Source organism: Mesorhizobium sp. M0030, assembly GCF_040323695.1.
Taxonomy (GTDB): domain Bacteria; phylum Pseudomonadota; class Alphaproteobacteria; order Rhizobiales; family Rhizobiaceae; genus Mesorhizobium.
Genome location: NZ_JAMYVE010000007.1, coordinates 138,426 through 151,822, shown reverse-complemented (window position 1 = coordinate 151,822; position 13,397 = coordinate 138,426). Strand labels below are relative to the sequence as shown.

The 13,397-nt window shown below is 61.1% G+C and carries 8 protein-coding genes and 1 pseudogene; all 9 read left to right on the top strand.

The window, feature by feature from the left end:
• Positions 1–56: 56 nt before the first annotated feature.
• Positions 57–767: a GntR family transcriptional regulator gene (locus tag NKJ80_RS16290; RefSeq protein ID WP_023681193.1), complete on the top strand. Its 711-nt coding sequence runs from the start codon at positions 57–59 to the stop codon at positions 765–767.
• A 54-nt stretch (positions 768–821) separates the two neighbouring features.
• Positions 822–1,988 (top strand): mandelate racemase/muconate lactonizing enzyme family protein, encoded by a 1,167-nt coding sequence (locus NKJ80_RS16285; RefSeq protein ID WP_023712165.1) that lies wholly within the window; start codon positions 822–824, stop codon positions 1,986–1,988.
• Between the two features lie 56 nt (positions 1,989–2,044).
• Entirely contained in the window at positions 2,045–3,403 is a 1,359-nt protein-coding gene (locus NKJ80_RS16280) for a mandelate racemase/muconate lactonizing enzyme family protein (protein WP_286457382.1), read from the top strand.
• 47 nt (positions 3,404–3,450) lie between these two features.
• Positions 3,451–3,777 carry an NIPSNAP family protein gene (locus tag NKJ80_RS16275; RefSeq protein WP_023712163.1) on the top strand — a complete coding sequence of 109 codons (327 nt, stop codon included), beginning with the start codon at positions 3,451–3,453 and terminating at the stop codon, positions 3,775–3,777.
• 8 nt (positions 3,778–3,785) lie between these two features.
• Positions 3,786–4,988 (top strand): mandelate racemase/muconate lactonizing enzyme family protein, encoded by a 1,203-nt coding sequence (locus NKJ80_RS16270; protein WP_352497934.1) that lies wholly within the window; start codon positions 3,786–3,788, stop codon positions 4,986–4,988.
• A 36-nt stretch (positions 4,989–5,024) separates the two neighbouring features.
• A pseudogene (locus NKJ80_RS16265) lies at positions 5,025–5,369 on the top strand (ATP-binding cassette domain-containing protein); the annotation flags it as partial.
• A gap of 284 nt (positions 5,370–5,653) precedes the next feature.
• A complete protein-coding gene (locus NKJ80_RS16260; protein WP_352497933.1) occupies positions 5,654–11,725 on the top strand; it encodes an RHS repeat-associated core domain-containing protein in 6,072 nt (2,023 codons plus the stop codon).
• The gene (locus NKJ80_RS16255; protein WP_352497932.1) at positions 11,722–12,081 is read left to right on the top strand and encodes an Imm8 family immunity protein; all 360 of its coding nucleotides are present in this window, start codon (positions 11,722–11,724) and stop codon (positions 12,079–12,081) included. Before NKJ80_RS16260 ends, NKJ80_RS16255 begins: the two co-directional genes overlap by 4 nt.
• Positions 12,082–12,330: 249 nt before the next feature.
• Positions 12,331–13,395 (top strand): PilN domain-containing protein, encoded by a 1,065-nt coding sequence (locus tag NKJ80_RS16250; protein ID WP_352497931.1) that lies wholly within the window; start codon positions 12,331–12,333, stop codon positions 13,393–13,395.
• Positions 13,396–13,397 lie beyond the last annotated feature (2 nt).

Genomic DNA, 13,397 nt, shown 5'->3' with positions numbered 1-13,397 from the left:
TTTGCTAAACGCGTGTATGATATCGAGCATGTGATGTACTAATCGGGGGGGCGGCTTTGGCCGAAACAAGCGATTTCAAAGCAGAGCCACCCGTGGGGATTGATCCCATCGGGGCGTCCAGCGAGGGCGCCTCGCTTTATGAGCTGATCCGGGAAGACATCATCGAGGGACGGCTCGCCGCCAACGAACGGCTTGTGGTCACCGATCTCGCCCGGCGTCACGGCACCTCGACCAACCCCGTACGCGAGGCGCTGCAGCTGTTGCGAGGGGAGGGCTTCGTCACCTTTGTCGCCAACCGTGGCGCGCGCGTCCGGCCCATCGACCAGGATTTTGTCCGGGATATCTACGAGATCGGCGTCCTGATCGAGCCGGCCCTGACGCGATGGTTCGTGAATATGGCGACCGGCGAGGACATCGCCGAACTCGAACGCATCCAGGCTCTGATCGAAGAGAACAACTTCACCGACACATTGCGGCACAGTGAACTTGATACCGCCTTCCACACCGTAATGTACCAGCGCCACTACAACCGCCATGCCGCCGAGCTTTGGTGGAAGCATCGCGAAGTGCTGCGGGCGGTGAGCCGGCGTTTCAATTTCACGCTCGCGCGGCGGGCCGCCATCATGCGTGAACACCGCGAGCTCATCGCGCATATCAAAGCGGGAAATGCCGACGAGGCGGCCGAGCTCATTGCCCGCCATGTCGAGGGTTCCGGCCGGCACGTTCTCGAACAGATGCGTGCGCGCAACGCCGCTCGGGCCGGATAGAACTTCCAGCCCAGAAAATCATTGGTCCGGCCATCAGACAGAGGTAGTTGAGAGATGAAAATCACGAGCGTTCGGCCGTGGCTGATCAAGTCCGATGCTTCCTATTGGGGAGAGTTCCTGTTCGTCGAGGTGACGACCGACGAAGGGGTCAGTGGCTGGGGGGAAATCACCACCACCACAAGGCTCGCCAACCGCGCGCTGTGCACGATCCTGCGGCAGATCGGTGTTGCCGTCACAGGTGAGGATCCGGCGCGCATCGAGCATCTCTGGCACAAGATTTTCCGCAGCTTCACCTATATGGGCAGCCGCGGCGCCGCAGTCGAATGCGTGAGCGCTATCGACATAGCGCTCTGGGACATTCGCGGCAAAGTTCTAGGCAAGCCGATCTACGAGCTGCTGGGCGGACCGGTGCGCGATGAAATCGCGCTCTATACCCATCCCAACCAGGCCAAGTTTAACAGCAAGGAGGCTGTGGTCCGCGAAATTCGAGACATCGTCGAATCCGGACACACCGGGCTGAAGTTCGATCCTTTCCCCCACCAGGGCCGCATCGCCGATGGCTTGGCGCGCGAACAGCGGGACGGCTACCTCGATGGCGGCATGACCCGCAAGGACGAGCGCGAGGCCGCCGAACTCACGGCTCTGATCCGCGAAACGGCGGGGCCAGATGTCGACATTCTCATCGACGCGCATGGCCGTTTCGATGTACCCACCGCCATTCGCCTCTGCCGGAGCCTCGAGGAAGCCGGCCAGATCGACTGGTTCGAGGAGCCTTGCCCGCCCGAGAGCCTCAATGCCCTGAAGCAAGTGCGCGAGAAGGTCAGCGCCCCTATCTCGTGGGGCGAGCGCGGCCACACCAAGTGGGATTTCGTGCCGGTGCTCGAGAACAGGCTTGCCGACTACATCATGCCGGACGTCACCTGGACCGGCGGCATTACCGAACTGAAGAAGATTTCCGCCCTGTGCGAAGCCTATTACATCCCGGTCTCGCCCCATGACGCCGCCGGACCGATCAACGTGGTTGCGGGAGCGCAGGTGATGATGACGGTTCCCAACTTCTACAAGCTCGAAACGTCCGAGTGGAACCTTGATAAATACAATCACCTCATCGACAGACCGCTCGACGTTTCGAACGGCAGCCTCAAGCTGACGTCGAAGCCGGGTCTGGGCGTCGAGATGAACCGCGACTACCTGCAGGCCCACGAGATAGAGCTTGGCTAGCAACGCTCATGCCGGCCGGGCGTGCGGGGCGCCACCAGTCAGAACGAGGATAAGCCATGGCAAAGACGGGTAGCGCCGGCGAGGCGCTCAATCGGGTAAATACGAACTCCAGGCCGAGCGACCTGCGCATCACCGACCTGCGCGTCGCCGAAATCGTCGGCGCACCGTTCACCTCGGCGCTGGTCAAGATCTACACCAACCAGGGCATTGTCGGCCTGGGCGAAGTGCGCGACGGCGCCAGCGCGACCTATGCGCTGATGCTCAAGAGCCGGTTGCTGGGCGAGAACCCTTGCGACGTCGACCGGCTGTTCCGGCGCATCAAGCAGTTTGGCGGCCATGGGCGGCAAGGCGGCGGTGTCTCGGCAATCGAGATCGCGCTGTGGGATCTCGCTGGCAAGGCGTACGGCGTGCCGATCTACCAGATGCTGGGGGGACGGTTCCGCGACAAGGTGCGGGTCTATTGCGACACCGACGCGGACAAACCCAGCGGCACCGAGACCGGCAAGCGGCTGAAGGCGCGGATGGACCTTGGCTTCACCTTCCTCAAGATGGACCTCGGCCTGGCGCAGATTTCTCACATCCCCGGCGCGGTGGTCGCGCCCGCCGGCGTGCTCGATGGTTTCCGCACCCATGCCGGCCGCGGCCGGGTACGCACGCTGGACGAGCGCCGGGCGCGCAACGCCGCCTATGATGCGCAGAACGTGCCGCATCCCTTCACCGGCCTCCACTTCACCGAAAAGGGCATCGACCTGCTCGACCAATATATCCACGAGGTCCGCGAGGTGATCGGCTACGAGGTTCCGCTTGCCATCGACCATGTCGGCCACATCTCGCTGCAGGACGGCATCCGTCTGGCCCGGCGGATCGAGAAATACGCACCGGCCTGGCTCGAGGACGTGATCCCCTGGCAGTACACCGAGCAGTATCGGCAGTTGCAGCAGGCGACCTCGGTGCCGATCTGCACGGGTGAGGACATCTACCTCAAGGAAGGCTTCGAGCCGCTGCTCAACGCCGGCATCTCGGTCATCCATCCGGATCTGCTGACCACCGGCGGCATTCTCGAGACCAAGAAGATCGGCGACGCGGCGCAGGAGCATGGCGTCGCCATGGCCATTCACATGGCGGAAAGCCCGATCGCGGCAATGGCCGCCGCGCATGTCGCGGTGGCGACGGAAAACTTCATGGCGCTCGAATATCACAGCGTCGAAGTCGACTGGTGGGACGATATCGTCACCGGCCTGCCCAAGCCGCTGGTCAAGGACGGCTTCATCACCGTGCCCGACAAGCCTGGTCTGGGCATCGACGACATCGTCGACGAAGTGATCAGCCAGCACCTGCAGCCCGGCGTCACCGGCATCTGGCAACCGACCGATCACTGGGACGACGAATATTCCTGGGACCGCACCTGGAGCTGACTCTACACTTCTCTCCTCGGAGGGAGAGGTGAACAGAAGGATGGACCATGATCTACGAACTTCGCATTTACGACTGCGTGCCGGGCCAACTCCCGGCGCTGCTCAAGCGTTTCAACGACCATACCTTGGCGCTGTGGGATAGACATGGCATTCGCCAGGCCGGGTTCTTCACCACGGTGGTCGGCGAAAGCAGCAATCGACTGACCTATTTCATCGCCTGGGAATCCCTTGCCGAGCGCGAAGTGAAATGGAAGGCCTTCACCACCGATCCGGCATGGCTCGAGGCCCGCGACGAGTCCGAGCGCGATGGCCCGATCCTGGCCAATATTTCCAGCCAGTTTCTCGCGCCAACCGCCTTCTCGTCGGTAAAATAGAGGACATCATGAAGATCACCGATCTCAGGTGCGCCGTCATCGGCAGGCATCCCATCGTGCGCATCGTCACCGACGAAGGCCTCCATGGCCTCGGCGAGGTCGAGTACACCAAGCCTTATCTGAAACCCTGGGTGCTGCATTTCCGCGACGCGCTGATCGGCGAGGACCCGACGGATGTCGAACGCGTGATGCTGAAGATCCGCCAGCGCGGCTCGTTCAAGCCCTACGGCGCCGCCGTCAGCGCCATCGAGCACGCGCTGTGGGACATCGCCGGCAAGGCCGCCGGCGTCCCGGTCTACAAGCTGCTCGGCGGCAAGGTGCGCGACAAGGTGCGGGTCTATAACGGCTCCATCCGCAAGAAGCGCACCGGTGACAGGCCGGAGGATTACGCGGCCGACGTCAAATGGATGATGGAACGGCCGGAAGGTTTCTTCATGGTCAAGCAAGGCATCAGCTTTCACTCCAACATGAAGACCAGCGTTCCCGACTTCCATTATGGCGTGCGCCAGCCGCCGACCTATCACGGCGCGATGGACCAGGGGCAGATCAGCGAGCGCGGCATGGCGCATATGATCGACTGCGTCATCGCCATGAAGGAGGTGCTCGGCGACAAGGTCTCGCTGGCGCTGGATTGCGGTCCCGGCTGGTTCCTGCCGGACGCCATCCGCTTCGCGCAGGCGGTGGAAAAATACAATCTGATGTGGCTGGAGGACATGCTGACCGGCGACTACGTGCCGTGGGTCAATCCGCAGGCCTACCGCGAACTCACGACATCGACGTCCACCCCGATCCATACGGGCGAACAGATTTATCTGCGCCATAATTTCAAGGAACTGATCGAAACACAGGCGGTGCGCGTCATCGGCCCGGATCCTGCCGATATAGGCGGTATCGCCGAGCTCAAATGGGTGGCCGAGCATGCCTATATGCACTCGATCATGATGGCGCCGCACGGCACGGCGAACGGTCTGCTGGGCCTCGGCGCGCTGATCAATGTCTGCGCCACGCTGCCGGCCAACTACATCGCCTTCGAATATCCCAGCGCCTCCGACCCCTGGTGGGAGGACATCGTCATCGGCCTGCCCAAGGGGCAGATCGTCAGGGACAGCATGGTGGATCTGCTCGAAGCCCCGGGACTCGGCCTCGACATCGATGCCAAAGCGGCGAAGAAATACCTGGCGGAAGAGGACGCCGGTTTCTTCGGCCGATAACGATCCGAGGCGACCTGAGCGTCATCGTCGAAGCCTGGCGGCCAGCGCCAGGCGGTCAGCCTGCTGATGTCGACGCTGACCGGTATGAAGATACTGCTCCTGGACGAACACACGGCCGCACTTGATCCGCGCACGGGGGCCTTCGTGCTCGGTCTCACGCGCAATATCGTCGAGGAGCAGAGACTGACGGCGCTGATGGTGACGCATTCGATGCGCGATGCGCTCGACCACGGCACCCGCACCGTCATGCTGCACGAAGGCACCATCGTGTTCGACATTGCCGGCGACCAGCGCAAGAGCCTCGACGTTCCCGATATGCCGAACCTGTTGAGGCTGGCAGGGCGCTTGGCGCTCTCTGCGCAACCCCTGCGTGCAAAATAAAGCTGTGGATATCTGGGTTGTGACGGGTTGCCGTCGTATAAACCAAGTCAAGCCGGAGTAGCGTCAAGCAACTTGGCTAGGGGGACTCAATGAAGCGGTTGCTTTTGGGCGCGGCTGTGCTTGCCGCTGGCGTCTTCGGCGCGGATATATCTTCTCTTTCTTATATTAGAGGCGGAGCAGGGACCGAGGCGTTTGCGCAGAGTACCTCGCCGGCTGCTCCAGTCAGTGGTCGGCTCGGCAATGGCGGGGCGGCGTTAGGCGGCGGCTCCTCGGCGAAGCCGCCGGTGGGCGCGCCAGGCGACGCGGCAACCGCGACCGGCAGTCCCGATGCGGCGGCCAAGGTCGGCGCCGAGCCGGCGGACACCAAGGCTGGTGATGCGAGCGACGCCAAGGCTGCCGATACCAAAACGACCGGCGCGAAGGGCAAGGCCACAGAGAAGAAGGCCGACACGGAAGCAGCGCCGGAGGAACCTGCCGCGGCAGCGGCGGCAGTGGAAGCAGCCACGGCAACCGAGAGCGGCGACCCCGAAGCTATCGGCACGCCGAAGGTGGATCTGCCCAAGGCTGGCGGCAACGGCAATCTGGGCTACGACATCGGCATCGACGTGCCGGGCTTCCACGGCATCGAGCCGCAGATCGCGCTGAACTACAATTCCTCACGCAAGAGCAAGCTCGGTGGCCTCTACCAGGGCTGGCTCGGCTATGCCTGGGGTCTCGATGGGTTCGACGTCATCGAACGGGCAACGCCTGGCTATGGCATGCCGGCCTTCGATGCCAATGACATCTATCTGCTCGACGGCCAGGCGATGGTCGCCTGCGTAACCGGCATGGTCTCGCCCTCGTGTGCGACCGGCGGTACAAATGCGACCGAGAACGAGAGCTATCGCCGCATTGCGCTGAACAGCACCAATGAATGGAAAGTGACGGATCGCGACGGCACCGTCTCCACCTTCCGGTCGGTGGCGGCTGTTGCCAATCTGACGCCGACCGCCGGCACGCCGGCCTATGATCTGGCGATGAGTTATCGCTGGCTGTTGACCTCGGTCACCGACACCAATGGCAATAGCGTAACCTATACCTACACCTGTCCGGCGAGCCCGGTCTGTTATCCCGACGCCGTCAGCTACAACGGTACGGTGGTCAAGTTCTACTACGAGACGCGTCCCGACCTGATCCTGATGGGCAATGGCCGCGACATCTCCGTCACCGACAAGCGCATCAAGACGATCGGTGTTACGGTGAGCGGCGTGCTACGCGGCGCTTACAGACTGACTTACGATCAGGCGCCGTTCTCCAACGCCTCGCGGCTGACCGCCGTTGCCCGCTTCGGCACCGATGCGACGGTCGCTGCGGATGGAACTGTCTCCGGCGGAACATCGAAGTCGCTCGGCCAGATGACCTACCAAGATGCCGCCTGGAATTACTCCACCGTCAACACACCGCTATACGAGCATCCCCCGACCACCGGCGGCAACCCAAGCTACGGGAATCCAAACGAGCCCCACGACCTCGATTTCGATGGCCGCGATGAATTGTGTTGCGAGTACTCTGAGACGACCACGACGTGGACAAATGGCGGCGGCGGCTCAACCGGCAACAATCCCGATACCACAACCAAATCAACGAATCACTACAAGAGAATTATCAAATTCACCAGCAACGGCGCGCCGTACGACGTAAAGTCATTGTTTACCCACCATACGTCGGAAACGACGACGGACTCCGGCACCGTTCCGGGGCCGACCAGCAGCTCGGGCTCGGCGCCGTTCGATCCAGCGCGCTTTCTGGCAACCAAGAATACGGCGGATTTTGTTGACTATCAGCATTCGACAAATGTCGGCTGTCACAGTACGCGAGATGGTGGGAATGTTTGCACTTACACATACTCTGCGACATCATCTCTGCTGCTGACCGACGCCAATCTGGCGATGACCAAAGTTCCTTGCAGCCCAGCGCCTGCTGGTTATGAGTCTGTATGCAGCAAGCTGCCCAGCTACAGCAATGTATCATCGCCTCCCTCCGGGGCGTCCTTCGTGGCGGATACGAATGGCGACGGAATTGACACGCTAGAGTCCCAGCAATCTCAAACCGGCTCTTCCCCTGATCGCATGGGCGTTGGAGACTTTCTCGGCAACGGCAAGCAGCAGCCGATGTACATCGTGGCCGACAAGCTAAAGAAGGGCATCCTGTCCAGCGGAAAATGGCAGGCTGGCGGAACGGCATTGAACATTAATTGCCTGTTCGATCCTCTTACGAATCCCGGCACCTGCGTCTTTGCCGACATCAATGGCGATGGCGCGACAGACCTGGTCCGATACGGAAGAAGTAACGACCAAGCTACGATCTACTTGTCAACCGGCACGGGGTTCAAGAGTTATTCTAATGCGACCGTGTCCGGCGATGTGGCCATCTTTCGCGATTTCGACAACGATGGAAGAGCCGATGCCCTTACGCTCAGTGCTCAGACGGCATCCGGTGGAGCCGCCACTCATTACGTCAAAGGTTTCTCGCTCCAGCCATCGTCATCAACAGCTTATGTTGCGGTACATTTCATTCGCCCCTCACCGATGGGCGCTGGAGCGGTCATTGGCGACTTCAACGGCGACGGCCTGCCGGATTTCACCGACTACAACAGCATGTTCATCTCCAACGCCGGCACGGGCAATCCGAACCTGCTGAAGCAGATCGTGACGGAACTGGGCGGCACGGTGGCGGTGGAGTATTCGCCGTCCTCGACCTGGGTGAACAATTACCTGCCGCAGGTCGTGCATGCGGTGACGAAGCTTTCGGTCAGCGATGGGCGCGGCCAGACGGCGGTGAGCACCTATGCCTATGCCGGCGGCAAATACGATCCGGCGGCGCGCAGGTTCCTGGGCTTTGCCTCGATCGTCGAGACAAAACCGCTGGCCAATGGCGAGACGGCGCCCTCGAAGATCGAGACCACCTACCGGCAGGATCTGGCAAGCTACGGCCTGCCGTCACTGACGGTGTGGAAGGATGGCGCGGGTGTCGTGCACAAGCAGGTGGCGGAGACCTATGTCGTCAACACGACGACCAAACCTTACACGGTGCAGAACACCGCGACCGACACGACGCTGACGGAGAACATCAGCCGCAGCTTGCGGGTCGTGCGCTATTTCGATGCCTATAACAACATTACCGTCCAGGACGACTACGGCCGCACCGATGTCGGCGGCGACGAGGTCCGTACCGCCCGGTGGTTCTCGCCGAACACGTCGGCGTATATTGTCTCGCTACCGCGCTCGGTCGCTATGGCGGCCGGCTTCGATGGCTCTTTCCCTTGGATCAGCGTGACTGAAAGCAGCTACGACGGCCAAGTCGACGCGGCGCCGCCAGTCAAGGGAAACCTGACCCAGGTGCGATCCTACAGCGACTATTATTCAAGCCCACAAAAAGCGAGCTACCAGTATTTTGCCTATGACAGCTATGGCAACAAGATCGCGGCCGCCAACGGCCTTGGCCACAAGACCGAGTGGGACTATGACGCGACCTATCACCTCTATCCGATAACGGAGCGGGCGCCGCGCTATTTTGCGACGGGCGGACAGACGGCGGACACGCGCTTTGTCTCGACGGCCACCTACAACCCCACCTGTGGATTGCTGGCAACTAAGACAGACCCCAACGGCCTGGTCAAAACCTTCACCTACGATCCGCTCTGCCGGCTCTACCAGGTCTCGCAGAGCGCGACGGGCGCCTATGCCAAGATACGCTTCGATAATGAGGGCAATCCGGCAACACAGGCGCTGGTGAAGTACACGCCACTGCCCAACGGCGCGAGTGGGGGCGCCAGCGAGGATTTTACCCGCTCCTACTATGACGGGCTCGGCCGGGTCTATCGCGTCGAGACTCCCGGAGAGACGACGGCCGGCGCCAGGCGCATTGCCGAGACCGATTACGATCTTCGCGGCAATGTGCTGCGCACCGCCTTCCCGCGCTTTGTCGGCGAGGCCGCGCAGTGGACCACCAACAGCTACGACTGGGCCGATCGATTGTTGCAGGCGGTCAATCCCGATAGCAGCCAGCGCAACTATTCGCACATCCTCGACGCCGGTACTGGCGGGGTGAACCCGCGCTTCCAGGGCGTGCTTGCGAAGGACGAACTCGGCCACATCACATCCACCTATAATAGGGTGCATGGCGAGCCGGTGATCATCATCCGCGATACCACCGGCCTGGCGCTTTGGGAATTGCGCAACTACGACGCGCTCGGCCGTCTGATCGGCGTGACCGATCCCGGCGGCTCGACCTGGAGCTACACCTACGACATGGTCGGCAACCGGCTGACAGCGTCCGATCCCGATCTTGGCACATGGTCCTACACCTATGATGCCGCCAACCGGCTGGTCAGCCAGACCGATGCCAGGGGCACGGTCACGACGCTCAGCTATGACCAGATGGACCGGCTGACGATGAAGACGGCAACCGCGCCGGCCGGCAGCGCGGTGACGCAGGCGCAGAACACCTATGATCAGGCAGCCGCTGGCTATTACAACATCGGTCAGCTGACTACCGCGACCAATCCAGCTGCGACGCAGAGCTACAAATATGACGGCTTCGGCAAGGTGGCGCGTCAGGATGCCACCATCGGCACGCTGACCCACACCACGACCAGCGTGCGCGATGCCTCGGGACAAACACTGGCGACGCAATATTTGCCAGTGCAGCTCGACTTCGGTACGTCTGCCGCACCGCTGCAATACAGCGCCGGCAACAGGCTCATCTCCGCCCCCGGCTTCATCACCTCGACGCTCTACGAGGCCGATGGTCAGACGAGGGAGATCACCTACGCCAACGGCGTGAAGACGACCTTCATTTATTCGCCGACCCGGCGCTGGGTGACGCGTGTCACGACATCGAAGGGCGCAACCATCCTGCTCGACGATCAATATGCCCGCGACAATCTCGGCCGCATCGCCGGCACGACGGGGCTGTCCGCTGCCGACAGCTGGACCTATGGCTATGACAATGCCGACCGGCTGATCTCGTCAGACAATGCCGCCGACAACACGGTGGACGAAACCTTCGTCTATGCCGCCAACGACAACATGGTCTCGCGCACCCGTGTTGCCGGCACCTATGTCTATCCCACAGCGAGCTCCGCTCGTCCGCACGCACCGATATCCGTCGGCGCCAATGCCATGGCCTATGACGCCAATGGCAATCTGACCTCCGACGGTAGCCGCACACTCACCTGGGACGAAGCCAACCGGCTGAAGACGGTCACGCTTGCCGCCAACACCGTCAACCTGACCTATGGCCCTGATGGCGCGCGGGTGAAGAAGGCTTCGTCCTTCGCCACCACGCTCTATCCCGACGCGTCCGTCGAGATCAATCCGGCAACGCCGGGCGCGGAGGTCTACACCAGGTATCCGCACCTCGACATCAAGGTGACCGGCACGACAAAAGCCTTCCTGCACAGGGACCACCTGGCCTCAGTGCGCATGGTCACCGATGCCTCGGGCAACATCGCGGAAGCCACCAACTACGCCACCTATGGCGAGCGTCTCAACACCGGCTTTCAGACCCAAAAGGGCTACATCGGCGAGCGCTTGGATCCGGAGACCGGGCTGCTCTATCTCAACGCGCGATACATGGATCCGGTGCTGGGGCGGTTCATCTCGCCGGATGATTGGGATCCGACACTGCCGGGAGTTGGCACAAACCGATACGCCTATGCTCAGAACGATCCGGTCAATAAGGCTGACAACAATGGTCATTCGCTTCGGTCATCCGACGACAGTGCAGCCGGGCTGGCAAACAGTGGCAAGGAAGGCGGTGGTGCAAAAAGCGACGCTGCCAGCGACGACGGTGATCTCCAGGCCGCCGGTGAAAAAGCGGCTAAAGAACTCCCCGACAATCTTAGCGATAAGAAATGCGATGGAAGTTGCAAGCGAGTTGCATCCGACGATTTCTTTGATGCCTTGTTTCCAAACAACCCGCTTGAAATGGGCAAACAGCGCAATCTCGCGCCTCTTGACAGGGTAATGCGCGCCAGCAAGTTTGAAAGCTTGGCGGCCGTAAGGAAAGCGCAAAACTTCAGAGAAATTGGTCAGGCCGCTCGTAAGTCCATCAAAGATGGCAAATGGAATACAGAAATAAAGTCGACTGTTAACGCTAGAGATATCCCTGATCTAAAAGATAAATGGCTTGGCCCAAATGCTGTCCAGGTAAAGAACGGGGAATGGATATCAGCTGATGGGCTAAGAGGGTTCCGTGATGTGGCCCCAAAATCGAGCCCAATGGCAACTACTGGGTTTCAAGCAAATTTCGAAGTTTTTGATCGAGCAACAGGTAAAAGGATATCGAACGTTCACGTTCAGGTAGAAAGATGATAATAATAAAACACATTTACAGCCGAAATCTTTTGATTGATGGGAAGATTGTCGACATATGGGACCTGCCAAAGCAGTCAAGTGTCAATCTAAATATTAGGGTAACTATCGGATTTGAAGAAAATGAATTTGAAGAGGTTTTTGATACAGCAATTATAACTGGAAATATTTTGAAAAGGCTTACAGAGCGTGCGGATTTGCCCTATGGTGGAAAGATATTCAAGTATGAGGAGTTCGATCCTGCCCCTATAAAAGACGATGTGTACAAAAAAATAAATGACTGTAATAGAGGTGATTTTCGAGACAGTATATTAGAATTGTCAAAGATCATGGAATGGGATTTTGAGGGGATGTAGTAACGGCTTGATAATTACAATTGCGGTGACGATGCATCCTTGCTGTTCGCCGGGCAATCCGTATCCAGTTGATCGCATGTCTCGCCTTGCCGGTATTGTCGTTGTGGCCTGCCGCACCATATCACGCCTATCCAACAAAAGCTGTGGCTAATCCCCCGTCCGCACCTTCGCTGATACCCCCGTCACACCAGCCCCTGTAAGCTCAGCCCGAAAGCCCTCGGCCGAGAATCAGCCGGGGCGGGGTGGGTCGTGGCGGGACTTGGCGCGCAATGTCTGGATTTCCGGGACTGGTGGCTCGAGGAGCTGCGGGGGGGTTGGGCTCGGCTTTCGCCTAAGCAGAGGCAAGCCCCTAGCGGCGACTGGATCGTCAGCCTGGCGGATGACGGCATTCGTGTGCGCGAGGCCGGCGCCCCGGAGTTCCAGTCGATCCCGCTGGCGCTGACCGCCTCTTCCGACGAGATCCTGGCGCTGCTGCAGGGCGGGCGCCGCGTCAGGCGGCCGCGCTTCGATATTGTCATTCAGCCCGGCCTGTTCCTGACAAGGCAGCTGGCGCCGCGGCTTCTGCCGGTTCGGCAGGCGCGCGACATGGCCGAGCTCGACCTGCTGGCCGCGACGCCGCTCGACCCGGCGCAGGTGCATGTCGTGTTTGCCAGGGATGCCGGGGCCAGGCCTGCCGGGCAGGACAGCACCTACCATGTCGTCAAGGGCAAGACTCTTGTCCCGGTGCTGGACGCGGTGCGCCGCACCGGCGGCTCGGTGCGCAGCCTGTCGCTGGCGCAGCCCGACGAGACGCTGCGCGCCGATCCGCTCAGCCTTGCCGCCATCTGGCCGCCGACGGCGCGCGACCGGCGCAAGCGCAGCACCTGGATCGCGGCCTGTTCGGCGCTGGTAGCAGCCCTGCTCATCACCTTCGTCCACGCGCATTGGCTGATATGGCAGGCCGATGGCGAACTCGATGCGCAGATTGCCGATGCGCAGGTGCTGGCCAAGGCGGCGCGCGCGTCGCTGCAGAAGCGCCAGGCCGGCATCGAGCGGGTCGAGAAAATCCGCCAGGAAAAGAAGACCACGGCGTCGCTGGTGCGGGTCTGGGCCGAACTCACGCATCTGCTTCCCGACACGGCCTGGCTCACCGATCTCTCGGCCAAGGGCGACGATCTTGTTATCACCGGCTTTGCCACTTCGGCGGCCGAACTGATCCAGCCGATCGATGCCTCGCCGCTGTTTTCGGCGCCCGAATTCGCCTCGCCCGTGGTCAAGGTGCCCGGACAGGACGGCGAACATTTCACCATTTCGGCAAAGATCGGAGCGCTCTGACG

What these genes read in the sequence shown, in the direction of transcription:
- NKJ80_RS16255 (WP_352497932.1), top strand. Translation starts at nt 11,722, where the DNA reads ATGATAATAATAAAACACATTTACAGCCGAAATCTTTTGATTGATGGG.
- NKJ80_RS16275 (WP_023712163.1), top strand. Translation starts at nt 3,451, where the DNA reads ATGATCTACGAACTTCGCATTTACGACTGCGTGCCGGGCCAACTCCCG.
- NKJ80_RS16270 (WP_352497934.1), top strand. Translation starts at nt 3,786, where the DNA reads ATGAAGATCACCGATCTCAGGTGCGCCGTCATCGGCAGGCATCCCATC.
- NKJ80_RS16280 (WP_286457382.1), top strand. Translation starts at nt 2,045, where the DNA reads ATGGCAAAGACGGGTAGCGCCGGCGAGGCGCTCAATCGGGTAAATACG.
- NKJ80_RS16285 (WP_023712165.1), top strand. Translation starts at nt 822, where the DNA reads ATGAAAATCACGAGCGTTCGGCCGTGGCTGATCAAGTCCGATGCTTCC.